28 protein-coding genes are annotated in these 25,898 nt (G+C 54.0%); 8 read left to right on the top strand and 20 right to left on the bottom strand.

From position 1 onward, the window contains the following. Positions 1-118 precede the first annotated feature (118 nt). On the top strand, positions 119-952 hold the full coding sequence (locus DOP62_RS03360) for an ABC transporter permease (protein ID WP_208673267.1): 834 nt from the start codon (positions 119-121) through the stop codon (positions 950-952). Positions 953-1,054: 102 nt separating this feature from the next. On the opposite strand, the gene DOP62_RS03355 is transcribed toward DOP62_RS03360, so the two are convergent. The 4 genes from DOP62_RS03355 to rpmG all read right to left on the bottom strand — a co-directional run bounded on the left by DOP62_RS03355 (position 1,055) and on the right by rpmG (position 4,586). Further along, positions 1,055-1,990, bottom strand: a complete 936-nt coding sequence (locus tag DOP62_RS03355; protein ID WP_208673265.1) for an Hpt domain-containing protein — start codon at positions 1,988-1,990, stop codon at positions 1,055-1,057. A gap of 97 nt (positions 1,991-2,087) precedes the next feature. Continuing rightward, a complete protein-coding gene (locus tag DOP62_RS03350; protein WP_208673263.1) occupies positions 2,088-4,103 on the bottom strand; it encodes a ribonuclease R family protein in 2,016 nt (671 codons plus the stop codon). Positions 4,104-4,124: 21 nt separating this feature from the next. Further along, on the bottom strand, positions 4,125-4,340 hold the full coding sequence (rpsR, locus tag DOP62_RS03345; protein ID WP_011242738.1) for a 30S ribosomal protein S18: 216 nt from the start codon (positions 4,338-4,340) through the stop codon (positions 4,125-4,127). A 51-nt stretch (positions 4,341-4,391) separates the two neighbouring features. Further along, entirely contained in the window at positions 4,392-4,586 is a 195-nt protein-coding gene (rpmG, locus tag DOP62_RS03340) for a 50S ribosomal protein L33 (protein ID WP_208677026.1), read from the bottom strand. Positions 4,587-4,804: 218 nt separating this feature from the next. Between rpmG and DOP62_RS03335 the strand changes: the two genes are divergently transcribed. Both DOP62_RS03335 and DOP62_RS03330 read left to right on the top strand, forming a co-directional pair. After that, positions 4,805-6,919 (top strand): protein kinase domain-containing protein, encoded by a 2,115-nt coding sequence (locus tag DOP62_RS03335; RefSeq protein WP_370538861.1) that lies wholly within the window; start codon positions 4,805-4,807, stop codon positions 6,917-6,919. Between the two features lie 217 nt (positions 6,920-7,136). Continuing rightward, entirely contained in the window at positions 7,137-7,292 is a 156-nt protein-coding gene (locus DOP62_RS03330) for a high light inducible protein (protein WP_208673261.1), read from the top strand. A gap of 655 nt (positions 7,293-7,947) precedes the next feature. Here DOP62_RS03330 and DOP62_RS03325 read toward each other — a convergent pair. The 9 genes from DOP62_RS03325 to DOP62_RS03285 form a co-directional block, all read right to left on the bottom strand. Next, positions 7,948-8,607, bottom strand: a complete 660-nt coding sequence (locus DOP62_RS03325; RefSeq protein ID WP_208673259.1) for a Na(+)/H(+) antiporter subunit B — start codon at positions 8,605-8,607, stop codon at positions 7,948-7,950. After that, complete coding sequence (locus DOP62_RS03320; RefSeq protein WP_208673257.1) at positions 8,604-9,188, bottom strand: DUF4040 domain-containing protein; 585 nt, start codon at positions 9,186-9,188, stop codon at positions 8,604-8,606. Before DOP62_RS03320 ends, DOP62_RS03325 begins: the two co-directional genes overlap by 4 nt. Then, on the bottom strand, positions 9,181-9,474 hold the full coding sequence (locus tag DOP62_RS03315) for a monovalent cation/H(+) antiporter subunit G (protein ID WP_208673256.1): 294 nt from the start codon (positions 9,472-9,474) through the stop codon (positions 9,181-9,183). The genes DOP62_RS03320 and DOP62_RS03315 overlap by 8 nt, the downstream gene beginning before the upstream one ends. Beyond that, positions 9,471-9,728, bottom strand: a complete 258-nt coding sequence (locus tag DOP62_RS03310) for a hypothetical protein (protein WP_370538860.1) — start codon at positions 9,726-9,728, stop codon at positions 9,471-9,473. The genes DOP62_RS03315 and DOP62_RS03310 overlap by 4 nt, the downstream gene beginning before the upstream one ends. Beyond that, positions 9,725-10,111 (bottom strand): Na+/H+ antiporter subunit E, encoded by a 387-nt coding sequence (locus DOP62_RS03305; RefSeq protein ID WP_208673255.1) that lies wholly within the window; start codon positions 10,109-10,111, stop codon positions 9,725-9,727. Before DOP62_RS03305 ends, DOP62_RS03310 begins: the two co-directional genes overlap by 4 nt. Continuing rightward, positions 10,108-11,547: a cation:proton antiporter gene (locus tag DOP62_RS03300; RefSeq protein WP_208673254.1), complete on the bottom strand. Its 1,440-nt coding sequence runs from the start codon at positions 11,545-11,547 to the stop codon at positions 10,108-10,110. Before DOP62_RS03300 ends, DOP62_RS03305 begins: the two co-directional genes overlap by 4 nt. Continuing rightward, positions 11,544-11,879 (bottom strand): cation:proton antiporter subunit C, encoded by a 336-nt coding sequence (locus DOP62_RS03295; protein WP_208677022.1) that lies wholly within the window; start codon positions 11,877-11,879, stop codon positions 11,544-11,546. The genes DOP62_RS03300 and DOP62_RS03295 overlap by 4 nt, the downstream gene beginning before the upstream one ends. 353 nt (positions 11,880-12,232) lie before the next feature. Next, a complete protein-coding gene (locus tag DOP62_RS03290) occupies positions 12,233-14,422 on the bottom strand; it encodes a transglutaminase family protein (protein ID WP_208673253.1) in 2,190 nt (729 codons plus the stop codon). A gap of 75 nt (positions 14,423-14,497) precedes the next feature. Further along, positions 14,498-14,872 carry a c-type cytochrome gene (locus tag DOP62_RS03285; RefSeq protein WP_261789802.1) on the bottom strand — a complete coding sequence of 125 codons (375 nt, stop codon included), beginning with the start codon at positions 14,870-14,872 and terminating at the stop codon, positions 14,498-14,500. 180 nt (positions 14,873-15,052) lie between these two features. Here DOP62_RS03285 and petG point away from each other — a divergent pair, with 180 nt between their 5' ends. Then, positions 15,053-15,166 (top strand): cytochrome b6-f complex subunit V, encoded by a 114-nt coding sequence (gene petG, locus DOP62_RS03280; protein ID WP_208673251.1) that lies wholly within the window; start codon positions 15,053-15,055, stop codon positions 15,164-15,166. A gap of 170 nt (positions 15,167-15,336) precedes the next feature. Here the strand turns inward: petG and DOP62_RS03275 are convergent, their stop codons facing one another. Continuing rightward, positions 15,337-16,248 carry a restriction endonuclease gene (locus DOP62_RS03275; protein WP_208673249.1) on the bottom strand — a complete coding sequence of 304 codons (912 nt, stop codon included), beginning with the start codon at positions 16,246-16,248 and terminating at the stop codon, positions 15,337-15,339. An 83-nt stretch (positions 16,249-16,331) separates the two neighbouring features. Further along, the gene (locus tag DOP62_RS03270) at positions 16,332-16,739 is read right to left on the bottom strand and encodes a response regulator (protein ID WP_208673247.1); all 408 of its coding nucleotides are present in this window, start codon (positions 16,737-16,739) and stop codon (positions 16,332-16,334) included. 110 nt (positions 16,740-16,849) lie between these two features. Here DOP62_RS03270 and DOP62_RS03265 point away from each other — a divergent pair, with 110 nt between their 5' ends. After that, entirely contained in the window at positions 16,850-19,435 is a 2,586-nt protein-coding gene (locus DOP62_RS03265) for a DNA gyrase/topoisomerase IV subunit A (RefSeq protein ID WP_208673244.1), read from the top strand. Between the two features lie 6 nt (positions 19,436-19,441). Here the strand turns inward: DOP62_RS03265 and DOP62_RS03260 are convergent, their stop codons facing one another. Together DOP62_RS03260 and DOP62_RS03255 are read right to left on the bottom strand one after the other, a co-directional pair. Further along, positions 19,442-20,182: a pirin family protein gene (locus DOP62_RS03260; RefSeq protein ID WP_208673242.1), complete on the bottom strand. Its 741-nt coding sequence runs from the start codon at positions 20,180-20,182 to the stop codon at positions 19,442-19,444. A 148-nt stretch (positions 20,183-20,330) separates the two neighbouring features. Further along, on the bottom strand, positions 20,331-20,603 hold the full coding sequence (locus tag DOP62_RS03255) for a CDGSH iron-sulfur domain-containing protein (RefSeq protein WP_208673240.1): 273 nt from the start codon (positions 20,601-20,603) through the stop codon (positions 20,331-20,333). A gap of 193 nt (positions 20,604-20,796) precedes the next feature. Between DOP62_RS03255 and DOP62_RS03250 the strand changes: the two genes are divergently transcribed. Next, positions 20,797-21,138 carry a winged helix-turn-helix transcriptional regulator gene (locus DOP62_RS03250; protein WP_208673238.1) on the top strand — a complete coding sequence of 114 codons (342 nt, stop codon included), beginning with the start codon at positions 20,797-20,799 and terminating at the stop codon, positions 21,136-21,138. Positions 21,139-21,201: 63 nt separating this feature from the next. Here DOP62_RS03250 and DOP62_RS03245 read toward each other — a convergent pair whose 3' ends face one another. After that, entirely contained in the window at positions 21,202-22,593 is a 1,392-nt protein-coding gene (locus tag DOP62_RS03245; RefSeq protein WP_370538859.1) for an MATE family efflux transporter, read from the bottom strand. A gap of 34 nt (positions 22,594-22,627) precedes the next feature. After that, entirely contained in the window at positions 22,628-23,572 is a 945-nt protein-coding gene (gene fcl / locus DOP62_RS03240) for a GDP-L-fucose synthase (RefSeq protein WP_208673236.1), read from the bottom strand. Between the two features lie 104 nt (positions 23,573-23,676). Here fcl and DOP62_RS03235 point away from each other — a divergent pair, with 104 nt between their 5' ends. Together DOP62_RS03235 and DOP62_RS03230 are read left to right on the top strand one after the other, a co-directional pair. Beyond that, positions 23,677-24,213 (top strand): TIGR04376 family protein, encoded by a 537-nt coding sequence (locus DOP62_RS03235; protein ID WP_208673234.1) that lies wholly within the window; start codon positions 23,677-23,679, stop codon positions 24,211-24,213. Positions 24,214-24,436: 223 nt separating this feature from the next. Continuing rightward, on the top strand, positions 24,437-25,390 hold the full coding sequence (locus DOP62_RS03230) for a CHAD domain-containing protein (protein WP_208673232.1): 954 nt from the start codon (positions 24,437-24,439) through the stop codon (positions 25,388-25,390). Here the strand turns inward: DOP62_RS03230 and pyrR are convergent. Next, entirely contained in the window at positions 25,357-25,896 is a 540-nt protein-coding gene (gene pyrR / locus DOP62_RS03225; protein ID WP_208673230.1) for a bifunctional pyr operon transcriptional regulator/uracil phosphoribosyltransferase PyrR, read from the bottom strand. The genes DOP62_RS03230 and pyrR overlap by 34 nt on opposite strands. Positions 25,897-25,898 lie beyond the last annotated feature (2 nt).

Here is a 25,898-nt window from a genome sequence, read left to right as displayed (position 1 = left end):
CTAACAACGACTTTTACTTGGCCTAAAAGGACTGTTCGCCTCAGAGATTGCGCCGCTCATTGAGGACGATATCGACTGCGATAATCAAGCGACGTGACTCTGTCCCTGTCGCATCGTGATGGCTCCTCGGCGCTCCCCCATTTTCCCCTTTCAACGCTGGCTTGGAGCACAACGACGCCAACGACTACGACTCTGGCTAACCCTAGTTCGGCGTGAACTGGAAGCACAGTATCAGGGGTCAGTGCTGGGTAATGCTTGGCCTTTGCTCAACCAACTGTCGCAACTGCTGATCTACACCTTTATCTTTTCGATCATTCTCAAGTCTCGTCCGGCTTTGGCCAGCTTGGGGGATAGCACCATGGGCTATGGCCTTTGGCTCTTTTGTGGCCTCTTGCCTTGGATTGCTTTCACGAATGGTTTTAGTCGAGCGGCAACGGCGGTGATCCGGCAGCCTAACTTGGTCAAGAAAGTTGTGTTCCCATTGAACCTCTTGCCGCTGGTCGATCCTGGTGTGGCAATGGTGGAGAGCGCCTTTGGCACCTTGGCACTCTTAGTGGCCACAGCGATCGCAGGGGTAAATCTGCAAGGCGCTCTTTGGCTCCCGTTACTCTGGCTGCCTCAGTTTCTGCTGACTGCGGGGCTGGCTTATTTGTTAGCTGGCTTGACCGTTTATCTGCGAGATATTCCTCAAGTCGTGGGTGTTTCCCTCAACCTCTGGTTTTACCTGACACCGATTGTTTACCCCCTGAGTCTCATCCCAGAGCCTTGGCGAGGGCTACTACTCACCGTTAACCCCATGGCCCAATTAGTTGAGTTGTATCGAGGGGTCTTATTTGAGCAGCAATTTCAAGGAGGACTTTGGCTAAAGTTCACCGCGATCGCAGTGATCCTGTTCTGGCTGGGTCGGCGCTGTTTCCAGCGCCTGCAGCCTGGGTTTGCCGACATCCTCTGATGCTCAAGAAGCTGAGTCGTCGTCACTGAATCAGAAGCGATCGCCCAGTTAGCAATCAGGACTCATGTTCTTCCTGCTGATGCAATCAGCGATCGCCGCTATCTAGCCTTCCCGTAGTACTTGAACGAGTTGTGTGGCAAGTACCAAGAGTTGCGCACGCTCAAAGCTAGCAGCGAGCGCCCGAGCGGCCTCATTCGGCTCAATCGGGATACTGACCACCGTCGCCGTATAAGGATCGGTTGCACCGCCTGCCAAACGGGCTAGAGCCGGTGTGACAGCGACTTGATCCGCCCGTCCCAGTTGCCATTGGTCACTGGCCTGCTTGAGGTTACGAACCACGACAGCTGCGAGCTGCGCAAAACTGTTTTCGGGCTTGGCGATCGCTCGCGCACAGATATCGAGCAGGTACTGCCAAGCGGTCTCGGCCGAGAGATCGCGCAGCTGCTGACAGGTTTGGAGGATCTGTTGCCGCTGTTCTGCTGTTTCCTCTGCACGGAATTGTTCAAGGAGTTGTTGCAGGAGCCCCGTGACTGCATCGTCTGCGGCGGCGGGAGTGGAGGCAATCGGTGTTGCTGCCAGCAAGCTTTCCCAGCGATCGACTTGTGGTGCTTGTGGCGTGGTTTGACTGGCAGCAGACAGTAGAGCCTGTAACTCAGTAAAAGCAGGGTCAGACTGCTCTATGATCTGGCGAGTGTATTCCGCCTCTAGATCGCCATTGTTCTGCAGGTGCTCGAGCAGGTTGCAGAGAAAATCAAAGCCCTGTAAAAACAGGGACTGAGCTTCGGGGCTAGCGACCTCAGGTTGATCGCGCAGCACTTTAAAGCCATCTTCCAACCTGTGGGCGACATGTTGGATGCTCTGCAACCCCAACATGGCCGCGCCCCCTTTGACCGAGTGAGCCGAGCGGAAAAGTTCATTGATGCGTTCGGTATTTTGGCTAGTTGCCACCAAATCCATCAAGCCCTTCTCGATCGTGTCGAGATTTTCGCGGGCTTCTTCAATGAAGTATTCGAGAACCTGTTGCTGTTCTGCATCCACGAGCCCTGTCCCTCTCCGCTGAAGCCAAAATTATGCATGGCCTATTTTGCCTGACGCGGGCAAGCTCTGGGCGGCCTGCATGGAATTGCTACGACTTTTAGGTAACAGACTCCAAGCTTTCAACCACTTCAAATTGAATGCGATCCTGGCGCGGATCTGCATGGGTCACTCGTAAGGCCAAGCGATCGCCCAGCTCCACCGGCTGTTGAAGACGAATCGGTAACTCCAACCCCAGATCTTCGATCAAAATCAGGGCTAACCGCTCATGCTCTCGCAGCCAGCGTAAGACCAGAGAAGACCACAGGCGATTGCCTTGGCGGCGAAGGTACTCCAAGCCCCAGTAGCGATTGGTCTGACGCTCTACAACCACGGCTTCGGAGCTGATGCTGAGGGTGCTTTGCAATAGCGTCTGCAGATCTTCAGCACTAAAGGGCAATTCATCTCCCCGCAGATGCGCCTTGATCTGGAAGTGAGTCACTAAATCGGTATAGCGCCGAATTGGCGAAGTGACCTGGGAATAGCGATCGAGACCCAAACTGGCATGACGCTGGGGACTGAGGCTGGTTTCGCTGCGGGGCATGCAACGCCGGATGGCACAGGCTCGCACAGGCCCCGCTGGCAAAGCTAGCAATTCCTCTTCACTGGGTAACTCGGGTTGGGGCTGCCCACGGAACGGCAGCGGTAGACCATTGGCCTCGCCATAGTGCCCCGCGACTTCACCCGCCAGAATCATCATCTCGGCGACGAGTGTTCGCGCGGCTGAGTCTTCAAGGACCGAGATCTGAATTTCGTCAGAGGCCTCAGAGACTTTGATCACCGCCTCGGGCATGTTGATGGCGATCGCCCCCTGCTGCTGACGCCATTGCTGCCGTCGTCGCGCAAAATCCCAGAGGTCCAGTAACTCTTGCTCAGCAGTCACGCCGAGGTCGAGCATTTCATCGACATCCTCGTAGGTGAGGCGATAGGTGGGCCGAATCTGACTGGGCACAATTTCGTAGCTGGCGATCGCCCCGCTTTCATCAAGACAGATACCAAAGCTAAGCGCACAGCAGGGCTTCCCCTGAACAAGGCTCATCGGGCCTGCCGCCAATTCCAAGGGGAACATGGGCACCATACCCGTCGGGAGGTAAATGGTGGTGCTGCGGCGACGGGCTTCCAGATCGAGGGAATCACCGGGCTCGATCAGGCGCGTGGGATCGGCCACATGTACCCACAGTTGTAGGCGACCATCGCTGAGACGTTGGCAGCTGAGACCGTCATCGATCTCCCGCGTGCTTTCATCGTCAATCGTGTAGACCTTGAGGTGAGTGAGGTCCTGACGGCGATCGCGATCGACGGGCGGAGAAAGTAAGCGAGTTTGAGCCACGTCCATCACCGCGACAGGGAATGTTGTCGGGACTTGGCTGCGGCGCAAAAAGAGGTTTTCGTGCGGTTGCCAGTAACCCAAAGCGACCAAAAGATCGTGGGCAGCTTGAGCAGAGGCTGGGCGACCCAAGGCGGTCAGAACTTCGGTCGCTGCTCGATTTTGATTGTTGCTGTCTTCATTCAAGAGTGCCCATTGTTCGAGGGCCTTCAACCAAGGGCGATCGCTATCAGCCCAAGTCACGGACTGCCCAGCTTGAGCTTGCTGACAGCGATCGAGAAAGTCTTGCCAAAGTCGAGCTTTTTCAGCCGCAATCGCTTGCTGGCGTTGTTGCTCAGCGACCTGTTCACGGCTACGTGCCTCGTAGCGATCGCGGCGCTGCCGAAAATAGAGCCGATCCTCATCGAGGAGTCGAAAAGTGGCATAGAGTGCCGCTGGCTCGGCCTGCGAAAACAGCAGATCACTTAGCAGCGATAGTTCAGCTTCAGTCCCTTCATCGACCAGCATTTCCCAGGCGATTGCCAAGGCCTCGGGGTCGAGCAGGGCTTCGACATCCTTGCGAAATGCAACCAGTTCCTGAGGTTTGTAGGTTTGTCCTACCACCACATAGGTGAAATCGCGGGGGTGCAATGAGCGATTGGCACCACGTTCATCGACGACAATCCAGTTCTTTTTGCCGTCGGGACGATCCAAAACGCCTAAGTGGCGTTGACCACCTAGGCGAAACTCAATCAGCGTTCCTGCTTCCACAAGTGTGTCCTAGGGCAGGAATTAGCCTTCTTGGTTGAGGAACGGCAGCAGAGCCAGAATGCGGGCCCGCTTGATAGCAACAGCCAGATCGCGCTGTTGACGTGCGGTCAAACCGGTAATCCGACGAGGCAGAATTTTGCCCCGCTCGGTGATGAACTTGCGCAGCAGATCGACATCTTTGTAGTCGATTGGATCGCTGGGCTTGATAGGAGAGAGACGACGACGGAAGTAGCTCATAACGAATCCCGAAAAAGACAGACGACAGTAGAGACCCAGTCAGCCGATGGCTTACTTGATTTCTTTGTGTACGGTGTGCTTGTTGCAGTGCGGGCAGAATTTTTTGATTTCCAGCCGTTCCGTCGTGTTGCGACGGTTTTTCTGCGTGGTGTAACGGGATACGCCTGGAGAGCGCTTAGCTGTGTTGGACCGACATTCCGTGCACTCAAGAGTGATCACGATGCGGGCGCCCTTCGCCTTGGCCATGGTTGTTTCGACCTTGATGGTTAAGACACAATCTTGAATCATGCCACGCGATCGCAGACTTCGGCAAGCCATTGCTTAGGCTGCGGCGTCCCCTCCACGCCGGATTGAGGGCTGGACGATCGCGACACCAAGCAGGCGATGCACACAGTACTCTGTAGGCTAGCCAGGCGCTGGACACTATGACTTCCAATCCTTCCTCTTCACCGTTCCCGGCCAGAATGGTGACCGAACTCCAACTTGGGGTGGTGCTAGGCGATCGCTATCGGATCGTACGGGAGCTGGGCCAAGGCGGCTTTGGGCGAACTTATCTGGCGCAGGACTTAAACCGCTTTCAAGAAGAGTGTGTCCTGAAGGAGTTTGCGCCCCAAGTCGAAGGGGAAGAGAGCCTTCAGAAAGCCCAAGACCTCTTTCATCGCGAAGCTGGGGTGCTCTATAAGATTGAGCATCCACAGATACCGCGCTTCCGTGAACTACTGAGGGTGACTCATGCGGGTCATGGGCGGCTGTTCTTGGTGCAAGACTATGTGGCGGGCCTGACCTATCAACAGATCCTCGAAGTCCGCCGAGCCCAAGGTAAGACCTTTAGTCCAGCGGAAGCGCTGGGTCTGCTGCAGGAACTCCTGCCCGTTTTGGATTACCTGCACCAAGCCGGGGTCATTCACCGCGATATTTCGCCGGATAACTTGATCTGTCGCGATCGCGATGGTCTGCCTGTGCTGATTGACTTTGGCGGTGTCAAGGCAGCCGCGGCAGAAGCGGTTTCTCAATTTGCTCAGCGTCGTCCACGTCCAGTGACGGCTACTCGCCTCGGAAAAGTGGGCTATGCTCCCGGTGAGCAGATGCAGCAGGGGGTCGCCTATCCCCACAGCGATCTCTATGCTTTGGCAGTGACGCTGTTAGTTTTGATGACGGGCATCGACCCCCAGGAACTGCAGCATCCACTGACCTTGGAATGGCTGTGGCGCGAGCATCTCAGCCTCGATCCAATCTTTGCGCAGGTTCTCGATCGCATGTTGGCGCTGCGGCCGAGCGATCGCTTTGCCAGCGCAGCGGCAGTTCAGGCTGCTCTCCGAGGGGTGGAGCTGACGCCAGAACCGATTCAGCCTCCGCCACCTGCGCCCAGTCAGCTCGACACGGTAGTTGTTGCCCCCCGTCAAGCCGTAGCTTCACCCATTGCTGTCGTCGCACCTACTCAAGTTCTGTCGTCTACTGCAGGCGAATCGGCGATCGCATCGGTTCCAGAAGAACCCGCTCCTGCTCAACGCTTGATTTGGGTGGTGTTGGCGATCGTGTTTGCTGTTTTTGCAGCAGGAACAGGCTGGTGGGCAGCCCGAACTTGGCTAGGCTGGCAAACCTCGGACTCGGGGCCTGCTAATCCGACATTGCCGCTACCCGATCCGACGCCAGAGAGCGACTTCGGTCAGCAGCGAGCGGATCTCGCCAACCAACTACAAGCCATGCAGGTAGATCCTGCTTTCTTTGAATTGTTGGTCAATGAAAGCTTTTTCCAAGCCGTACCGGAACGACAGGGGCAACCGCCGAGCGATCGCCCTGAGGATCGGGGGCTGCAACAGCGCTGGCTCAGTCTGGCGAAAAACTGGATCGTGCGGCTCAATAATCTGCCAGTCGCTGAGCGATCGCGCTTGGGGCGCTACAGCATCAGTGAGTTGACGGGCTGGTTAGATATTGCCCAGCAGCAGTCTGTTAGCGAAGCCGCTTTCCGGACGGTGGTTGACTCGCAATACGCCTACCTTAGTGATGGTCCAGCCTTGCCCCAGCGAGGCAGCCCACGGGAACAGGTGTGGCTGGCGATCGCGGCGGCTCAAGCCGCTAACTTGCAAGCCGGAGAAGGGGTAACCCTGCTGACTTGGAATGAAGATGGCACGGCCCAAGTCGGCGGCAATTTGGCCCCAGGGCAAGGTCGCATTTTCCTCCTACCGCTCCAAGCAGGGGAGGTTCTCCAGCTCAATTTTTCAGGCGGGGCGGGCAGCGCCTACAGTCTAGTCGCACCTGCCAATGCGGGTGGTGAAGCGATCGTCAATCAAGACAACGCGCCACAACGAGAACAAAACCTGACTGCAGGGGGCATTTATCAAATTGTGGTGACGTCTGCTGCTGGTGGAACGGTCAGTTTTAGCCTGACCGCGCAGCGGGCGATCGCCGCACCGAGCCCAACAGCTCCGCAGCCCTCTCAACCTGGCACGAATCCTGATGCAGATCCGCCTAGTGCTGGCACGCCCACCCAACCCGAAGTGACACCGCCGCCTGAGCCTTCTGCTCCATTACCTGATCCAGAAGCTCCAGCAGCGCCCGAAGCGCCTCAACAACCCTAGGAAGCTTGTTAACCGAGCGTTTGGCTGAACTTTAGGGTATTGGCTGCTTCCCCTGAAGTATCAGGCCCTCTGTAAGCTGCAAAAAATACTGATTAAAGTTGATCGAGGTCAACTAGCAGAAGTCGCGTCGCACGTCTTTGTGTTCATCAATGGTTTACATAAATTTACAAAACGCAATAAATGCGTTACATTAAGGAAGCCGTTAGAGAATTTCACCATGGACGAACAACAAGGTCTTGACCCGAACTACGGCTTCACGAGCGTTCGGGCTGAGCGTTGGAATGGTCGCTTCGCCATGATGGGCTTGATCATTGGCTTGCTAACCGAAGCGCTGACGGGTCAAGGTATCTTGCATCAATTGGGCTTGCTGTAAATCGGTTTTTGTCTTAGCTGAGGCAGTTTCTCCCACCAACTTCTAAACCAATGGCGATCGCCTCTGGATGTAGTGACAGGGCGATCGCTCTTTTTTGGGGATGTCCCTGCCGGGACGTTGAGCGTTGCGACCGTAAGGCGCAAGCTTTTGCAGGACTGCAGTTGCAAAGTGCCAGCAAGCTTGTAGAACCAGTCTCAGGCATCTGTTGATGCAGATCTTCCCGAAAGAGTGATCAATCAAAAGTAGTGACATAGGCTTCCGCGATCGTCCTTCCGCGAAAATCTGTGCCAAGTAGAGAAAGTGGCATAAACTATATCGATGCTCTTTACTCAGCCGTTAGGCTAAAGGGCAAGTGAGGAGTGAACGCTCAGAATGACTCCGAGGTCGAAACACGGCAAGACCTCGGAGTTGTTCTTTGTGGGGCTGCTATTGATTCAGTTCAAACGAGTTAATGAGTGCTGACTGAGCCAATTCTGCCAAAGCACGATCTGTCAATACAGATTGATCGCAAAGACTAGATCAAAGAGCGCAGTAAACTCTCTCAGCTATCGGATATCTAAGTTAGTGAAATTTAGATATCCGATAGCTGCAGCGCTAAAACAGCAATCTAAGCAAACGAATGGCCATAACTGACAATGCCAACAGTGCCTGAGATTTATAGTAAGCCTCGGTAACGAATAAACGTCAGAATAACTGACCAAGCTCCTAGGGCAACTTTAATCGCAACAAGGATATTCAGAATCGGAATCATCCCACCACTCAAGAGTGACCCCAATTGTCCTTGAGACAATTCAAACCCGATCAGCGTCAGGACTGAAAGAACAATGAAGACGAGCACTGCAACTTTTTCCCAAGTTGCGGCTTGCCAACGCTGATAGACCTCTTGCATCCTGGCAGGTGATGATGTCATTGCAATCAACCCAATTGCTGTACCACCAGCCACTCCAGCGGCAAATCCACCACCAGGGCTGAGATGTCCTCGAATTGCTAGCTCAATTCCGACAAGGGCAGAAATCGTTGCTCCCAGTCGTGCTAATAGCTGAGAGGGAGGATCAGTAAATTGATGAATTTTTGAGGGAAGCGGGTCATTGGCTAGCAGGAAGTGAGCCCCCATAATCGCAATCGTAAAGACAATGACTTCAAAAATCGTGTCGTATAAACGATTCCGAAAAATTACCCCTGAGACAGCATTGATCACCCCACTATCTTGAACAATGGCCTCAACGATTGAGAACGATAATTGAGGGGCTGGGTTGGGGAGTAGCAATATTTTGAAAAAAGCAACAATGCCAGCAATTAGATAGACCCACTTCATAAAAGAACTCCTGTTTCACTGAATGAGTTGCCATAGGCGATGTAAGTTAGATCAGACTTGAAATTGGCAATCATAATTTCATGTAGTCGTTGAAGGCGCGTGATTATCTGAAAGCGGTATCCCAAAACAGAGTGTTCTTTGCCTATTTCTTCTGCTTGTAAACAAATTGCATGAACTTCTTTGTTCGATAAGCTTCGCATTAAATCACTTGAGTCATCAAAGGTGACGATTTCCAGACGTAGATTGTACTTGTTGAATATTTTTCGAAAATCAGCGATTAGCTCATTGAGCTGACTATTTGATTGGTCAGAATTATCTTCTGATCTCATCTGGCAAAGAATACCTAGGCGAATAACGAGTGAAGAGCGGATGGCAATGGCATAGAGAGTAACTGCTAATAAAGTTCCGACTAAAGCCTCAGTTAATGCAACATCAGCTGCACCCATAATGGTGTACATCAGTGCAGCGATCGCCCCTAGAATTCCTCGAGTTAATAAGGCTCGATAGGGATTGGTTTGATAGATTAGAACAGCCGAGACTAAGGGTAATAAGGCTGCAATGAAATAGATGTAACTATCCATTCATATTCCTTTGGTGAGAGAGTTGTTCACTTGAGCAGTAGGCAAGGACATAGCCTAGCATTGTGTTCCAAAGGGCTAATGAAAGAATTGCGAGGATAAGTAAAGGAAGTTCGCTCGGCCTTCTTAAGAGCAAACCTAAAATGATACTAATCGATCCCAATGTGTCTGAAACTGAAAGATTATGTAGTTTAAAAAGAACCGATCGCCTACTCAATAAAATGGGTGTTCCCCAAATCCAGAAAAATAGTCCAATGCCAATCAAGCAATAGCTTAAAATGCTGATCATGAGTCACCTAAACGCTTCAAAATATGTGCCAATAACATGAATCCTGAATTGCCCACGCTAAGAATAATCACACCAACCACTCCAATCATCCAGTCATCACGCAGAACAGAAACGAGAAGAATGATAACGGATGCTTTTGTTGCAACGCTTGAAAAAGCTAGCATTGCCTGCCAAATATCCTCGTTTTTTGAGGCTACATAGAGAGGAATGAGAAGCGTTAAGATCATAGCGATCAAAACTAAGTTTAAAATCACTTTTTCTTCCTCCGCACACGATGTACCTCGTACCAGCCCTGCTCGTTGTATTTTAGGACGACAGTTTTAGGTGTAAGAGTAATCAAGAAAATATCCAAGAAAACTAGTCTTGGCGATCGCTCTGATTTGATTCGCTCGATTACGATTTCCTCTTGCCGATGGGGATGGAGAATAAGCTGAAATGCTTCTAAGTAAGCCTGCGGAATTGCGATGGCTATTTGCCATAAGCTCTTCAATAAATCTTGAATCTTATCAGTTGATTTAAAAAGAGGGATATAGGGAAGAGAGAGAGCAACAATAATCCCAATAATAATATTGGGAAGCTCAAAATTAGCCGTTAGTAGAAACCAAATAATAATCCTAAGCAGAAAATGGCCAATCATACTGCGGTCATTCCAAAAATGATGACAAGACTGAGGATCATAATCCCCATCAAGTGCTCAAACTGTTCAAAAACACGTGGTAACTTAACAACTAGTTTCTGGAAAATGAAGAGGTAGGCTAACCACCCACCGGCAATGGTTAGAAGCGGTTTTGCAATGTTCTCGAATGTGTAGGCCTCGTAGTAGGCAACATTGGCTACTACCAACCCTCCTAAGAGCACTATCATGGCTACCCAAAAGCTTGCTTGTTGAGGCGATTGCTCTGAGTCTGCTTGCTGATGGGGGAGAAAGATAAACTTTGCAAATGAGATAGCCGTGCCTAAAGCAGCTAGATTCATGCCAATTACCTGCCAAGGAAGCAAGTTTTTCATCGTCAAGACTTTTGCACCAAATCCTGACAAGAGAGGAAATCCTGAGATTGAAAAACTGGCGATCGCGAGAGCTATCCATATAGAAGTTGACATGCTCTGCTGTTGTAGCTCCTTGATATTGCGACTGGGTAACACGCCTGCAATGAGGAATAGAGCCGCTTTCACCAATCCATGAGAGAGAGCATAGAAACCGCCGACTTCTGGTGCAGCCAGAATGAAACCAATCTGGGAGATGGTGTGAAATGCCAAGATACGCTTTGTATCTTTCTCAAGGACAGCGTAGAAGACACCAAATAGGGCGGTGCTAACACCAAAAAGGCGAACAATCGGATCGACTTCCTCAAATAGCAGTGCGCAGCGAACGAGGGGCAGTACGCCTGCCTTGACAACAACCCCAGACATCAATGCAGAGACAGGGGACTCAGACTCTGAATGGGTCAAAGGAAGCCACAGCCCTAAGATGAAAATGCCTCCTTTGACCAGTAGACCGACGAAGATGAGGGCGATCGCTTCTAAAGGGGCATTCTGCAACCCTTCAAAGGCAAAGGAATGATTGGCTTGATAAACCAGTGCTGTACCGACAAGATAGAACAGCATGGCAACATTGCTAACAAAGAGATAGCGAAGACCAATCCAAATTGAGCGATCGCTACGAGGATAAGAAATGAGGAGAAATGCTGCAATACTCAGAACTTCTAAGGCGACGTACAGACTCATAAAATCTGCACAGGCAAACGCAGCATTCACACTGCCATGCAGCATCAAAAGCTGTGTGTAAAAGAAAGCTGTCTTGCGGCCACTCCAACAGTAGATGACAACTGCTGAAGTAACGAGTGCATTCGTCAGAATGAAGAACGCTGTTAAGGGATCAAGTAGGAGTTGAACCCCAAACTGATCAAGTAATTGGAGTGTTAACGGGGTGTCTCGAATAAAGAGACTGCCTGCAAAAGCTGCAGACGCGATCGCCATCAATAGCGAGAGCGATCTACTGAGCTGTGGGAAAATATAGGCTAAAAATCCTAGTAAAAATGGAGAGAAGATCCAAAGGATAGTTAAGTCTGTCATGGTGTATTGTTACGTTCAATCTCACTGATTTCTAGGGTTGGATTGTCTTTGGATAACTTCATAACTCCTACTAGAATCAGTGCCTGAATCGAAAATCCAATGACGATCGCAGTTAGAATTACTGCCTGTGGCACTGGGTCAGCATAGGCACGAGTCTGTTCGCCAGTCAGAATTGGGGTAAATAGTCCGTCGCGGGCAGCAATGACAACAAAGTAGGCAATGACTCCCGTGGTCATCACATCCATGGCGATGACCTTCATAATCAAATTTTTCTTGAATAAGATGCCGAAGAAGCCTAGCAAAAGAGTTGCTAAAACAAAGCTTTCTAGCATAAAAGAAGCCTTCACAAACTGATTTGAAGTTAGTCAGCTGCAAGCAATACAAGCTGGCTATCGTAAGCGAAGTAGCTCAGTCGACTCAGTTGGTTCAATTGTGTTCATAGAAATCAGTCAAGGCAAAACTGAGCGACTTTTTTCATTATTCTGTATCACCTGATTCTCGCCCAGCGCTCAATGATTGAGATCTAGCTTGGATAATGATTAAGAACCAGGCTCTAAACCTCGGTTGACAGTGGATTTGTCGATTGCTGCCCTTGAAGCGATAGCAATCTATATGAATCGTGGAGTCGCTCAGATTGAGGATTGATCTGACTGTTATCCCAAGGTCAGCACTAAACGATCGCTTATCAGTACGACTGCGATCGCCGCAGGTCAGCGGTCTCAGGAAATTCTGCTGCCATCGCTAAGTGCGGCCAATCCTGCCAAGCAACAGCGGGAAGGGCCTGAAAACGATCACGACACCGTTGAGCGGCTTCGGCAGTGGTAGTCGGTAACTGGTCATAGAGTCCGCCACCAGGAGCTTCGGGCCAATAGCGACAGCCTCCGAGTCCTTGCTGAGCCTCGAAGAGTTGAATCTCCAGCGGGACTTGAGGAGCGATCGCTGCTAGCGGCACGGTCCCGAGGCGAGGACGGGCACGAAAACGCACGATCGCGATCGCCTGATTATGGCTTTGCCAGTGCCAGGGAATTCGCCAACCATTGCAGACGATCTCTAGCGATTGCAGGCGATCGGCGGGGCCTTGCACCCGAATTTGCAGCCGTTCTAAAGAAGCATCAACCCGTCGACTGGTTCCGCTTTCATTGACGTCATCCGCTAGCACCGGCCAGGGTTCGAGCCCCCGCTGGAGATCTAGTGACCAGTCGGGCGTTAGTTCCAGATTGCCTAGGCAGGGAAAGCGCTCAGCAAAGTGGCTGTCAAACCAGGCTGGATTGAAGACAAATCCTGCTTCAGCAAGGTCAGCTAGCACTGCTTGAAAATCAGCTTGGATCGCCTCAGGACTGAGAAAGCGATCGTGTAGCTGAGTGCCCCAACGACGTAGCGGTGCTTGAAAAGGCGATCGCCAGAACCAAGCGACCAAAGCGCGCACCAGGAGCAGTTGCAGGAGGCGTTCCGCTGCATCCGGCGGCATGGCAAAAGCTCGTAATTCCAGCACGCCCCACTGTTGAGTGGGGATTTGGCTAGGCCATAACTTATCCAGACAAAACTCAGCACGATGGGTGTTGCCACTGACATCCGCCAGCAAATGCCCTAGAAGGCCATCAATGGCGGCGGGCTCTGCACTCATTTGGAGTTGCTCAAAGGCCAATTCCAACTCGTAGAGCACTTCTGGGCGACCTTCATCAACTCGTGGCGCTTGGCAGGTAGGGCCAATGAACCAACCTGCAAACCCATAGGACAAGCTGGGGTGATGCTGCCAGTAACTGATTAGGCTCCGTAGCAGATCGGGTCGCCGCAACAGAGGACTGGTTTCGGGCGATCGTCCGCCCAAGGTGATGTGTGCACCCCCGCCCGTATCGGTTGGTAAGCCATTGAATTGATAGCGCCGCGCCGTCAGCCCCAGCGTTTGCGCTTCCTGATAAAGACTCTTGGTTTGGTCAGCCAGCGATCGCCAATCTCCGACTGGATGGATATTGACTTCAAGGACACCGGGATCTGGTGTGACCTGGAAGCCCATCAGCTCAGGATGGCGCGGTGGTGGATAGCCCTCGAGTTGAATCGGTTGCTGCAAGCGTCGGCTAGTCTGCGCGATCGCTTGCAATAGGTGGAGATAGGCGGGGGCTGAAATCAAAGGGGGCAGAAAGACCCGCAATTGCTGCTGAACTTCGCGGACGATCACAGCCAGCTTCAGACTATTGGGAGGCGCGAGAACAGCGGTATCCGGCTGCCAGTCGACTAAGTCAGTGCTGTCATCGGGCTCATAGGGCAAGTCCACTTCTCCCAGTTGTTGAAGAGGGAGTCGCAGTCCTAAAGGAGTTTCACCTTCGAGTGGAACGAGGTCTGCCCCTGACACAGAAGACCACGTGCAGGTGGCCCAAGCGGGCTGATCGGCCTTGCGAATTGGCAGTAGGGGTAAGACAACAGCTGCTTCTTGGCGCACTCGCCACGGTGCAACGTCTGGCAGTTGAAGAATTTGTTGGAGGGTTTGTACAAACTGTTCTGCTGACGCGATCGCCACAGTTCCAGAACGCATCGTCAGGGGGTCGCCCGTCCAGAGCGGCTGACCGTCCCGTCGCCAATAGGCACCTAAAGACCACCGTGGAGCAGCCTCACCGGGATACCACTTGCCAGTTCCTTCAATCAACAAAGGGTGCGGCAGCTGAAACGTTGTGACGAGGCGATCGCGCAGTTGCTGGCCGAGCTGATATTTCTCAGTCCCTAATGCAGCGGTTCGCCATTGCGGATCTTCCAGTTGATCAGCGGCCACAAAGGTAGGTTCACCACCCATCCAGAGATCAACACCTGCTGCTTGCAGGGCTGCTTCCACGCGATCGCCCAAGGCTGCGATCGCTGGCCAATGTTCCGCCGCTGACCCCATCGCTTGCTCTGTAACAGTGCTCTCAGCAAGCCATGTTCGCGCTCGGGCTGCAGTGTCAGTTGTTACGAGCCGGCACTACAAAGTTTCGAGATAGCTGAGGAGGTCTGCCATCGTCTCTGGACTGGGCTGAAACTTGGGCATGGGGGGTGTTTCGCCGGTTGTGACCTGTAAAATCAGGTCTTTGCGTGACTTGCGATTCGAGACGTTGGCGAGGTCTGGCCCCACAAGTCCACGCCCCTCTAGGCCATGACAACCTGCACAATTAATTTGGAAGATGGCTTGACCGCGCTCTGTATCACCCGTCAAGGTCAGCACGGTACTGACGTAGGGGTCAGTGGGGCGAAAAAAGGTTAGCAGCAGGCCGATTGCGATAACAACGACGCCAGCGGCGATCCAGCCCAAGACTTGAGCTGCGCGAGGTTCAATGACTTTGGAGAGAGATTGTTCCACAGCGCTCGCGATCGCGGGACCAAGACCGTTTCTTGCCCTTAAGACGTGTCTCAGAATGATCATACACCTTTACAATCAGAGGGGCAGCAGCAGCGATCGCCGCTTGCCTTGGGCTTTTCGGCGGGTCATCTCAGTCGCTACACTGCTTAAGCACCCTGTATTTCCAAGAGGCAGCAGATCATGATCGAGCCTTTGCTCTGCGGTATCGTTCTCGGCCTAATCCCGATTACCTTGGCAGGCTTGTTTGTGGCGGCCTACCTGCAATATCGTCGCGGCAACCAAATCGGTGCCTAACCACTCCAAGTGATTGACCGTCCCAGTCGCAGACTCTTTCTGAATTCTCATGTCTCTGCGGCTGGGTTTCAGTTTATTAAGCGATCGCACGGCCCCGCCACATCAGCCGCGTGATGTTGGCCGTTATCTATTCTTCTCAAATCAGTTATCCACAACGGGTTTAACCGCACTTAGTCTTCAATGAAATAATCGCGATCAATTCGCTTTAGCTCATAGATTGCTTCTACCGTCACTCCGACGTTGTTATCAATCATGTATTCCGCTAAGGTTTGACCGTCAATCAAAATGATTTTCGAGTCAATCTTACGAACATAATCGGCAGCTTCCTTAGAGAAAGCAGAGGTCGTGATAAAGATACCTTTGCGAGCCCGTTGCCCCTGCAGCGCTCCTGCAAACTTTTGAATCTCCGGCCGGCCAACGACTGCATCCCAGCGCTTCGCTTGGATATAGATAATGTCTAAGCCCAAACGATCCTCTTTGATAATGCCGTCAATGCCTTCATCGTTATTGCGGCCGATCGCTTGACCCGCTTCTCGGCGGGAACCGCCATAACCCATGGCCACCAGCAGCTCAACGACTAAGCGCTCAAAAAAGGCTGGGGAGCAACTCTTGATAGTCTGCAGCAAATCAGACCTAAGATCAGACCTTAGTTGCTGATAGACCGCATCTAAATCTTCTTCAGGCGTATTGGGTGTTTGCGTTAGATCAGCGATCGCTGGCGTTTCGGTAGTCGTACCAGATAGACCTCGAAATTCTCGGAAGCCTTCGAACTGATCAAGATAGCCAACATCAATTTTGGAGGGATTATGTCGGAGTACCTCCTGTCCTGCAGCCGTAATCTGCAAAAAGCCCCGTTGAGGACTGTCAATTAACCCTGCTTTCTTCAGGTATGTGCGTGCCCAACCTACCCGGTTATCAAACGTAAATTTTTTACCGCTGGGTAGTAAGTGCTGTCTCTCAGCAGAAGTCAACTGAAAAGACTCTGCCAAGGCTTCAATGACAGCGCGAGTGCGATGGACTTGCTGATCCGCCAACAACTGTAAGAGCGGCAACATCAGGGCTTGATAATCCGGCAGGGGCATCTTGGCGATTGCTCGGTGACTCGGTGTGGGCGATCGCAAATTGCACTTGACTTTGTGATCAACCCTGTTCTGACTCTAGCCCGCTAGACCGAACGGGGCGCCGCCTGTAATTGCTGAATCAGCTGCAGAAAGGCGTCGTAGTCGATCACCGGTTTGACGATGTAGGCATCAGCTTGGCTGGCCTGCAGAAACTGATCGCGATCGCCGATCATGGCGTGGGCTGTCAGCAACACGATCGGGAGCTGCGCTGTCTGCGGGTTTTGGCGCAACAATTGGGCAATTTCGATGCCATTCAGTTGCCGTCCTTGATAGGTACTGTGGGCGAGGGAGATATCGAGTAAGACCAGAGCGATCGCGCCGCTGGCACAGACCGACAAAATCGTGGCGACATCTTCACAGTGCTGCACGCTGTAGCCGCCCCGTTTTTCCAAGATTTTGGCAAGGACCCGAGCATTGGTTGGGTCATCCTCGACCAAGAGTAAGGTCGCCATCGCCAAACCTCGCAAGCACTGACTTTGGAGTCTGCCACAGCAGGACGAAAGCGTCCGTTATGCTAGGCCACGTTGCTTACTGCGACAACGATCGCCAGTTTGGCTAAGGCATGACCGACTCGATCCAGTTCAACGGCGCTGATCGCATTCTGCCGACAGCACTCCACCAAGAAATGCAACGCTCCTATCTGGAGTACGCCATGAGTGTGATCGTGGGCCGGGCCTTGCCCGATGCTCGCGATGGCCTCAAGCCAGTGCAGCGGCGCATTCTCTATGCCATGCATGAACTGGGTCTGACACCCGATCGCCCCTTCCGCAAAAGTGCGCGGGTGGTGGGTGACGTGTTGGGTAAGTATCATCCCCACGGCGATCAGGCGGTTTACGACGCGCTTGTGCGCTTGGTGCAGGACTTTAGTAGTCGCTATCCCTTGCTGGCGGGGCATGGCAACTTTGGCTCGATCGATAATGATCCGCCAGCGGCGATGCGCTACACCGAAACCCGCCTCGCACCCGTCAGCCACGTGGCGCTGCTGGAAGAAATTGGCGAAGAAACCGTCGATTTTGTTGCTAACTTCGACAACTCGCAGCAAGAACCCTCGGTCCTCCCAGCCCAGTTGCCCTTCCTGTTGCTGAATGGTTGCTCGGGCATCGCCGTCGGCATGGCGACCAACATTCCGCCCCATAATTTGGGCGAAATTGTCGATGCGCTGATCGCTTTAATCGATCGCCCCCAACTCAGCGATCGCGATCTGCTGCGCTATGTGCCAGGCCCCGACTTTCCCACAGGCGGCGAGGTGATTGATGCGCGGGGCATTATCGATGCCTATTCCGAGGGGCGCGGCAGTATTCCGGTGCGCGGGGTGGCACGGGTTGAAGAAATCCAACCAGCCAAAGGTCGCCACCGTCGCCCAGTGATCATCGTCAGTGAGCTGCCCTATCAGGTCAGCAAAGCGGGCTGGATCGAAAAAGTTGCTGACTTAGTCAACGATGGCAAGCTGCAAGGCATTGCCGATATTCGTGACGAGAGCGATCGCGAAGGAATGCGGGTAGTGATTGAACTGCGCCGCGATGCCCAAGCAGACAAAGTGCTAGAGCAGCTCTACAAACGCACGGCTCTGCAGAGCAACTTCGGTGCTATTTTGCTGGCGATTGTCGAAGGTCAGCCCCAGCAGCTCAGCCTCAAGCAATTGCTGGAACAGTTCCTCAGCTTCCGAGAAGCGACGCTGCGCCGTCGCTACGGTCATGAGCTGGAGCAGACCGAGCATCGCTTGATGATTCTGGAAGGTTTGCTGCGCAGCTTGGGTGATTTGGATGGCTTGATTGAGATCCTGCGCCAATCACCAGATGGCAGCACTGCTCGGGCCCGCTTGCAGGTTCACTTTGATCTGAATGAACGCCAAGCCGATGCTGTTCTGTCAATGCCGATGCGGCGGCTCACGGGCTTGGAGCAGGAACAACTGCAACAAGAAGCTACCAACCTGCGGGAGCAACAGGCTCGCCTGCAAACCCTTCTGAACGATCGCCCCACCCTGCTCAAATCGCTGAAAAAAGATTTGCGCGACCTGAAGCGGCGTTTTGGCAGTCTGCGCCGGACGCGTCTGCCCGAAATTCCCCCAGAAGCATTCGCAGCTCCCAAGCCAGTCGCCGCTCCGGTTGTTCCTGCCAGCGAGCCATCGGCTCCAACACCGACAACGGCAGCCCCGATTCAAGGCGAGCTGATTTTCAACTCAGCAACCGACTCCGCAGCCTCAGATTCTGCCCCAGTCACCGCGCCGCGCTTTGCTTTCCAAGAACCGACTTGGCTCTGCCTCAGCGATCGCGGTCAGCTGCAGGCCGCTAATTCGACTGAACTGGAACCCTGGCTGACTGCCAGGTCGGGCGCTCAAGAGCGAACGGATTTTCCGAAAGTGCTGCAGTGGGCTGACCCCAGCCAAGATTTGCTGGTGATTACCGCTGAAGGACGTGCCTACCGGCGATCGCTGCGCGAGGTTCATCTGGGGCCGATCGCCAATCTCTTGCCCACCGGTCGCCAGTCCACTGCGATCGCTGCGACCTTACTCTTGCCTCCTGCGAGCGAGGAGCGATCGCTCCTGCTGCTCAGCAGTCAGGGTCGAGCAAAACGTCTAGCGCTGACTGAGTTAGCGGAGATTTCTAATCGAGGATTGCAACTGCTGAAGCTGGTGGAGGAAGAAACCATCCAAGCGGCTTGCCTCTGTGCGCCCCAACAGGAAGTCCTACTTGGCAGTAGTGGTGGTCGCTTGCTGCGCTTGTCGCTGTCGGAATTACCACTGGCGAGTCGCACTTCCCAAGGTCAACCTCGGCTCTTGCGTCTACGGGAGGGCGAACAACCGTTGGGCTGCTTGAGTGTGCCTTCAGGCCAAGATTTGCTGCTGGTCTCAACGCTAGGTCTAGTCAAACGTCTGCCATTGGGACTGCTGCGCCTCTGTCGCGCCGGTGACTTGGGCAATAATGCCTTCCGGTTCACCGATAAACGCGATCGCCTGATTGCGCTCCTAGCCGCTCCCAGTCACGGGTTGGCACTGTTCGCCAGCGATCAGCGACTCTGGCAGCGATCGATCAGCGCGATCGCAGTCACGGGTACAGATGCCGAAGGTCAAACCTTATTCAACCTGCGATCGGCTGAAACCCTGCAGTCTGCGACAACACTGGAGGGCGAGCGCCCTCCAGTGACCTAAACGGACTCAAACCAGCTCAAACAGCAGGAGATCAGTCCCTGCTTGGCTGCTAGTTAGCCGCTGGATTTGGCCTTGGCTGAAACCGAGGCCATCGCCACGGACTAGGGTCTGCGAGGTGCCCGCATCAGATTCGACCGTGGCAGCCCCATCAATCAGCTGAATCCAGCCGAGGGTTTTCGCAGCGATCGGGATTTCCAAGGTTGTTCCCGGAGCCGGTTGCGCCCGCCAAAGTCGGATAGGCCGATCGATCGCCATGCTTTCTTGGTCTTGCGTGGGACTCAGCAACGGCGTCCAGCCCTCAGCGATCGCAAATGGCTTCTGCTCATAAGCGGGGGGAATGCCCAAACGAACGGGTTCGATCCAGATCTGCAGCAAGTGGCAGGGGCGATCGCTGGCGTTGACTTCGCTGTGAACGACGCCCGTGCCAGCACTCATCCGCTGCACTTCACCAGCCCGCAGCACCTCGCGATTGCCCATGGAATCTTGGTGAGTTAGCTCGCCCTCAACCATGACCGTGACAATTTCCATGTCTCGGTGGGGGTGCATGCCAAAGCCTTTCCCCGCTGCAATCGTGTCATCGTTAATCACGCGCAGTGGCCCAAACCCCATCCAAGCGGGGTCATAGTGGCTTCCAAAACTAAAGCTGTGCCAACTATCCAGCCACTCAATTTGGCTGTGAAAACGGTCCGCCGCAGGGCGAAACAGTGGTGTTGTCAAAGTTGAGCGGAGATTAGTAGTTGAAACCATCACAGTCACCGAGAATGAAGTCAACAACAGTGGGTTGACTTCTGTTGTTCAGGCAGAAGCACCCTGAGAGTCGATGCGCTCCCTACCCCGGTTAGGGCTTGGAGCGATCGCACTGATTAACCACAAGCTAACAAGCCGAGCAGCGATGCTATCCCCAGAACTTCCACCAAGGCTTGCGGCTGGAAGCAGCTGAAGTGGCACTGATGCGGGTATGGCTACCATCACAAAAAGGAGCATTCCCACTGGCACTGCAGCTACAGAGATAAACTGTTTTGGCCTGATCCAGCTTGAGTATCTGCGGACTTTTGCCCGAGCCTTGGTGAGAGCCATCACAAAAGTGACCGGCTTGACTCAAGCCACAGGAGCAGAGAGCGTGGGTGCCCGCTTCTAGGTGAATAGAATGAGGACTGAGTGTAGACATGATGCCAATCCTTCACAGCAATTTGTGGGCGATCGCGACTCTAATCATCAGGATTAAATAGGATTTAGGCCTAATCAATCAGCTAAATGAGCACTTAATTAGCGATCGCATTTCCTTACTCATCAGTCTGAACTATCATCCGATTTCCTGACAAGAACGCACCGTTAAGTACGTTAGTTACCTGTTTGTAACCATGGACTCATCACCCGGCTATTTAGAGAGTCATGATCACGGTAATTGCCCTGCCGAAATAGCGCTGCGGGTGATGCAAGGTCGCTGGAAGTTACTGATCATTCGGGAACTCGCAGACGGTGTACGCCGCTTTTCGGATCTGCAGCGATCGCTGACAGGGGTGAGCCAGAAAGTATTGACCAGCCAACTGCGAGAGTTGGAAGCAGATGGAGTCCTCGCCCGTACTATCTATCCAGAAGTTCCACCTCGGGTCGAATATGCTTTGACCGAGCGAGGACAGGCACTCTTGCCGGTATTGGAGGGATTGCATGCTTGGGGACAAGGCTTACAGGCTCCGTCCTAGAAAGCACTGCCAATCACCGATGAGCATCGGTGCTGAGCGATCGCCGAATTCATCCCAACTGGGCTACGAATGGGTCGTCAGCGGCGCCTGAAGCGGGAACTGCTGATTTAAACGCTGAGTGAGTCGCAAAAAGCGCCGCAAAAAGAGTCCTCCAGCGATCGCAACCCCCAAGGATTGACCGATCCAGAGTCCGGTGCTGCCCCAGCCCAGTTGAAAGCCCAACAGTGCACTACTCCCGACTCCAACGCCCCAGAAAGCAACCAGACTGAGCAGGAGGGGGATGCGGGTATCTTGTAGGCCATGCAAAGCGCCCATGGCAACCCGTTGCACACCATCGAGAACTAGCGCAAAGGCCGCAATCCGCAGCATGGGCAATGCCAGAGCCAACAGTCCAGCGTTGGCTGGATCGCTAAGGTCAACGTAAATGCCTACGATCGCGCGAGGAAAGAAGAGCAAGGCGCTGGAGGGCAGCAGCATCCAAATCGCGATCGCACTGATGCCAACCAGTCCAGACCGCCGTGCCCCCGGTCCATCCTGGCGACCAAACCACCAGCCCACCCGTGCTGTCATCGCAAAGGAGCAGCCCAAAGGCACCATAAAAATCAAAATGATCGTCTGCGAAACCGTTTGATGGGCCGCTAACGCCTCGACCCCAATCGCTCCCATCAGAATCGTAATGATCGTGAACAGGCCAAATTCCACCGCAACCGTGATTGCGATCGCCCAGCCTAATTGCAGGATTTGGCGGCAAATCGTTGGTTGCAGCAAGCGCCAATGCTGCCAAAACGGATAGCGATGCAGCTCTGGCTGCCAGCCGGTGTAGGCCAGCAACCCAAGAAACATCACCCATAAACCCAGGGCACTCGACAGCCCCAAGCCTGTCAGCTCCAGCCGTGGGAACCCGAACTGCCCATAGCCCAGGAGATAGTTGCCAATGCCATTGACCAGCGTGCCCAGCAAGACCAGCGGCAAAATAATGCGCGTTTGACCCAGCGCTGCCACGTAGCCCCGCAACATGGCAAAGCCCAGTCCCGGAATGATGCCCCAAAGCACGGCATCCCAATAGTTGCGGGCAAGGGCGATCGTGGTTGCCGACTGCCCCAAAGCTGGCATCACGTTGGCTAATTGGCCGATGATGACCATGACCGGTAGTCCCAGCAGGACCGAGAGCCACAGGCCTTGCCGAGCGATCGCAGCAATTTTGTAGTCTTTGCCTGCACCCTGCGCTTCGGCGACTAGCGGACTCACAGCCATGACAGCTCCGCTGGCCGTGGCCAAGATGAATTGAAACAGCGCCGAGGCTAAACCGCCTGCTGCTAAGGGTTCTGGCCCCAGGCGCCCCATCATCACCGTATCGACAAAGCCGACCGCTGCTTGAGCTACTTGGGCGGCAGCCAAAGGAATTGCCAGCTGCAAGAACTGTCGCAGCTCAGCCCGAATGGTTTGCAAATTCACTCCAAAGAAACAGGGACAGTTGCGATCGCTTCGCTCAGAGTCGAGCCTCTTGCAGACGGTGCGCCAAGAACCAATCCACCGTTTGTCGCAATCCCTGTTCTAGCGAAGTTTGAGCAGTCCAGCCCAACTCGGTCAACCGCCGCACATCCACCAACTTACGAGGCGTTCCATCTGGCTTGCTGGTATCCCAAGCGATCGCGCCGCTGTAGCCCACGGTTTGAGCGACTAGTTCCGCCAGCTCACGAATCGAAATATCACTGCCCACGCCAACGTTGACGATCTCGGGCTCGTTGTAGGTCTGCATCAAGAAGAGACTGGCATCAGCCAAGTCATCAACGTAAAGAAATTCACGGCGGGGGCTGCCCGTTCCCCAGCACACTACTTCCGCGTGATTCGCTTCCTTCGCTTCTAGGAAGCGCCGAATTAAGGCTGGCAACACATGGCTATTTTCCGGATGGAAGTTGTCGCTTGGGCCGTAGAGATTGGTGGGCATCAAGCTGATGGCATTGAAGCCATACTGCTTGCGGTAGGCCTGACAGAGTTTAATGCCGGCGATTTTCGCGATCGCGTACCACTCATTCGTCGGTTCCAATTCCCCCGTCAGCAGACAACTTTCCGGCATCGGCTGGGGTGCAAATTTGGGATAGATGCAAGTCGAGCCTAAGAACAGCAGCTTCTGGCAACCGTTGCGGTAGGCTGCATCGATCACGTTGGTCTGAATCTGCAGATTGTCACGCAGGAAATCTGCCGGATAGATGTCGTTGGCATAAATCCCGCCGACCTTCGCTGCTGCAAGAAAGACATAGTCTGGTCGATGCTCGGCAAAGAATCGGTCGACCGCGATCGCGTCGCGCAAATCCAATTGCGATCGTGAGGCCGTCAGGAGATTTGGGTAGCCTGCTGCTTGCAGCCGTCGCGCGATCGCCGCTCCCACCAAACCCCGATGGCCTGCGACAAAGATTGAAGAAGAGAGTTCCATAGAGCTGACAGAGCAGAAAAGCCGCGATCGCAGTCAGCATCGCATGTTCCTCGCCATCTCCCAATCAGCCCGCATACTGAAGGCAGGAGAACCGAGGACGAACGGTGAGTGTTTTTGATGACGTCAGCCGCTTTTTGGAGGATCGGCTCGAAGAGTATCTACGCAACAATCCCCACCTCGAACTACAGGCTTTAGCAGAACAGCTCGACGAGCAGGCCAACGATACACTCCGGCTGATTGCGCAGCTCCAGCGCCAAGAACAAACGCTGCAAGAGAAAATCCTAGCGACAGCCCGCGATGTACAACTCTGGCACGAACGCATTGCCAAGGCGCAATCCAAGGGGCGGTTGGATTTAGTTGAACCCGCGCAGGCCCGTGAAGCTGCCCTGCTACGACAAGGCAATCAGCTTTGGGGTCAAATGACGGCAGTGAAACAGCAGATTGAGCAGAGTCAGCAGCTTTATCGCCAGATTCAAACGCGGCAGCAGGAAGTAAAGCAACGACTTGCAACCGTTCAAGCTAGCCCCGCTACTTGGGGGACTCCGCCTGCAGCCGATCCCAACGATCCGCTAGAAGCCGCTTTCCATGCTTGGGATATTGAGGATGAGCTGGATTCTCTCAAGCGAAATCTCTCTCGCTGATTCACCCCAGCACTCCGAAATGCTGTTGACCAGTTGTGAGCGATCGCTGAGCCAGAGACTTTCACTGGTGGAGGCAGGCGCTTGAGGTGAACCCTCGTTCTTTAGCCTGCTGCGATGCCTGTAACCCTTCTCGCTAGACTGAGACGAGACGGGTCGCTGTCGTTCTGGCTCTTCGCTTGCTAAGCGAGAAGTGGGGTCGTCAGCATGCGATGGAGGGTCAGGAATGTCTGCCTCGCTCAATCTGCCCGCTGACAGTCTGGGTCTTTGTTTGCTGCAAGGGATGCAGCGACAGGTCGATCGCTATCTGCACTATCGTCGTGCGGTGCTGCGCGATCGCGATCCTGAAGATTTACACCAGTTGCGCGTCAGCTTGCGGCGGCTGCGCAGCCTGCTGGAGCACTATGGCTTTGCCCTGAGTTTGCCAAAGGCCGTTCGCCAGCGATCGCTGGCGAGTTTGGGACGCCGTTGTGGTCAAGTCCGCGATCTCGATGTTTTGCTGGAAGCCTTGCAATCCTTACCGAAGCCGGAGCAACACCAAGAAGCGCGCCGGTTCCAGCAGCTTCAAAAACAGTTAAAAGCCCGCTGTCGCCAAGCGCGCTGCCAGCTCCGCCGAGAACTCCAGCGATCGCGCTATCAACGCTGCATCACGGCCCTGCGCAATTGGCTAGCGAAGCCCTCTTTTGAAGCCTGCGCCTATCTCCCTAGTCCAGATCTACTTCCAGAACTGGTGTTGGCCAGCTATGCCCGCTTGCATGTCCATCCGGGCTGGTGGATACGGGTGACGGATCAGCAGCAACTGCGTTCGGCAGATAATCATCAGCTCCACGACCTGCGCAAGACGGTCAAACGCTTTCGCTATGGCGTGGAAGTGCTGGCGACTGTCGCCCCAACCCTCGAACCGCTGTTGCAGCGCCTCAAACCCCTGCAAACAGCTTTGGGCACTTGGCAGGATCGAGCAACTTGGACGGTGTTACTGGACACTCAACAAGCCCACTGGCAGCGGCGGGTCCCGAGCTTGGCCGATCGCTGGCAGCAGGATAGCCGACTGGCGTGGCAGCAATGGTTGGAACAGCAACAAGCGCTGCGAGATCCCAGTACAGGCTTGCAAGCCACGGTCTACGACTGTTTGGGTTGGCGATCGCCTCAGTCAGGCCGGATCAACGCCACTCCTTCGTGACCATCAACGGACTGGAAGTAGACTTCCACGCGTTCACTGCGCCGCGTTGGAACGACTTTGCCAACAAAATCGGGTTGGATGGGCAACTCCCGATTGCCGCGATCGATCAGAACTGCGAGGCGGACGATCGCCGGGCGTCCATAGTCATTCAAAGCATCCATGGCGGCGCGAATCGTGCGGCCCGTGAAGATCACATCATCGACCAGAACAACGGTGCAGCCGGTCAAATCTTGAGGAATGCGGCTGCGCTCGGGTTGGCGGGCCCCAATGCGATCGAGGTCATCGCGATAGAAAGTGATGTCTAAACTGCCAGAGGCGATCGGCTGGCCTTCGAGCTGGGCGATCGCTTGCGCCAGTCCTTCGGCGAGGTAGACCCCTCGGGTGTGGATGCCAATCAACACGAGGCGATCAACCTCTCGGGCGCTCTCGACAATCTGCGAGGCCAAACGATTGAGGGTGCGCCGCTGTTCATCGGCAGACAGCAATTCAATTTGAGAGGGGCTCATAG

Origin of the sequence: Synechococcus elongatus PCC 11801, assembly GCF_003846445.2 — a bacterium.
GTDB classification, from domain to species: Bacteria; Cyanobacteriota; Cyanobacteriia; order Synechococcales; family Synechococcaceae; genus Synechococcus; species Synechococcus elongatus_A.
This window is presented reverse-complemented; position numbering and strand designations above follow the sequence as displayed.

Bases quoted from the DNA above. Each gene is read 5' to 3' on its own strand.
- DOP62_RS03360 (WP_208673267.1), top strand. From the start codon at position 119: ATGGCTCCTCGGCGCTCCCCCATTTTCCCCTTTCAACGCTGGCTTGGA.
- rpsR (WP_011242738.1), bottom strand. From the start codon at position 4,340: ATGAGCTACTTCCGTCGTCGTCTCTCTCCTATCAAGCCCAGCGATCCA.
- rpmG (WP_208677026.1), bottom strand. From the start codon at position 4,586: ATGGCCAAGGCGAAGGGCGCCCGCATCGTGATCACTCTTGAGTGCACG.
- DOP62_RS03335 (WP_370538861.1), top strand. From the start codon at position 4,805: ATGGTGACCGAACTCCAACTTGGGGTGGTGCTAGGCGATCGCTATCGG.
- DOP62_RS03330 (WP_208673261.1), top strand. From the start codon at position 7,137: ATGGACGAACAACAAGGTCTTGACCCGAACTACGGCTTCACGAGCGTT.
- DOP62_RS03325 (WP_208673259.1), bottom strand. From the start codon at position 8,607: ATGAAGTGGGTCTATCTAATTGCTGGCATTGTTGCTTTTTTCAAAATA.
- DOP62_RS03320 (WP_208673257.1), bottom strand. From the start codon at position 9,188: ATGGATAGTTACATCTATTTCATTGCAGCCTTATTACCCTTAGTCTCG.
- DOP62_RS03315 (WP_208673256.1), bottom strand. From the start codon at position 9,474: ATGATCAGCATTTTAAGCTATTGCTTGATTGGCATTGGACTATTTTTC.
- DOP62_RS03305 (WP_208673255.1), bottom strand. From the start codon at position 10,111: ATGATTGGCCATTTTCTGCTTAGGATTATTATTTGGTTTCTACTAACG.
- DOP62_RS03300 (WP_208673254.1), bottom strand. From the start codon at position 11,547: ATGACAGACTTAACTATCCTTTGGATCTTCTCTCCATTTTTACTAGGA.
- DOP62_RS03295 (WP_208677022.1), bottom strand. From the start codon at position 11,879: ATGCTAGAAAGCTTTGTTTTAGCAACTCTTTTGCTAGGCTTCTTCGGC.
- DOP62_RS03290 (WP_208673253.1), bottom strand. From the start codon at position 14,422: ATGGGGTCAGCGGCGGAACATTGGCCAGCGATCGCAGCCTTGGGCGAT.
- petG (WP_208673251.1), top strand. From the start codon at position 15,053: ATGATCGAGCCTTTGCTCTGCGGTATCGTTCTCGGCCTAATCCCGATT.
- DOP62_RS03275 (WP_208673249.1), bottom strand. From the start codon at position 16,248: ATGCCCCTGCCGGATTATCAAGCCCTGATGTTGCCGCTCTTACAGTTG.
- DOP62_RS03270 (WP_208673247.1), bottom strand. From the start codon at position 16,739: ATGGCGACCTTACTCTTGGTCGAGGATGACCCAACCAATGCTCGGGTC.
- DOP62_RS03265 (WP_208673244.1), top strand. From the start codon at position 16,850: ATGACCGACTCGATCCAGTTCAACGGCGCTGATCGCATTCTGCCGACA.
- DOP62_RS03260 (WP_208673242.1), bottom strand. From the start codon at position 20,182: ATGGTTTCAACTACTAATCTCCGCTCAACTTTGACAACACCACTGTTT.
- DOP62_RS03255 (WP_208673240.1), bottom strand. From the start codon at position 20,603: ATGTCTACACTCAGTCCTCATTCTATTCACCTAGAAGCGGGCACCCAC.
- DOP62_RS03250 (WP_208673238.1), top strand. From the start codon at position 20,797: ATGGACTCATCACCCGGCTATTTAGAGAGTCATGATCACGGTAATTGC.
- fcl (WP_208673236.1), bottom strand. From the start codon at position 23,572: ATGGAACTCTCTTCTTCAATCTTTGTCGCAGGCCATCGGGGTTTGGTG.
- DOP62_RS03230 (WP_208673232.1), top strand. From the start codon at position 24,437: ATGTCTGCCTCGCTCAATCTGCCCGCTGACAGTCTGGGTCTTTGTTTG.
- pyrR (WP_208673230.1), bottom strand. From the start codon at position 25,896: ATGAGCCCCTCTCAAATTGAATTGCTGTCTGCCGATGAACAGCGGCGC.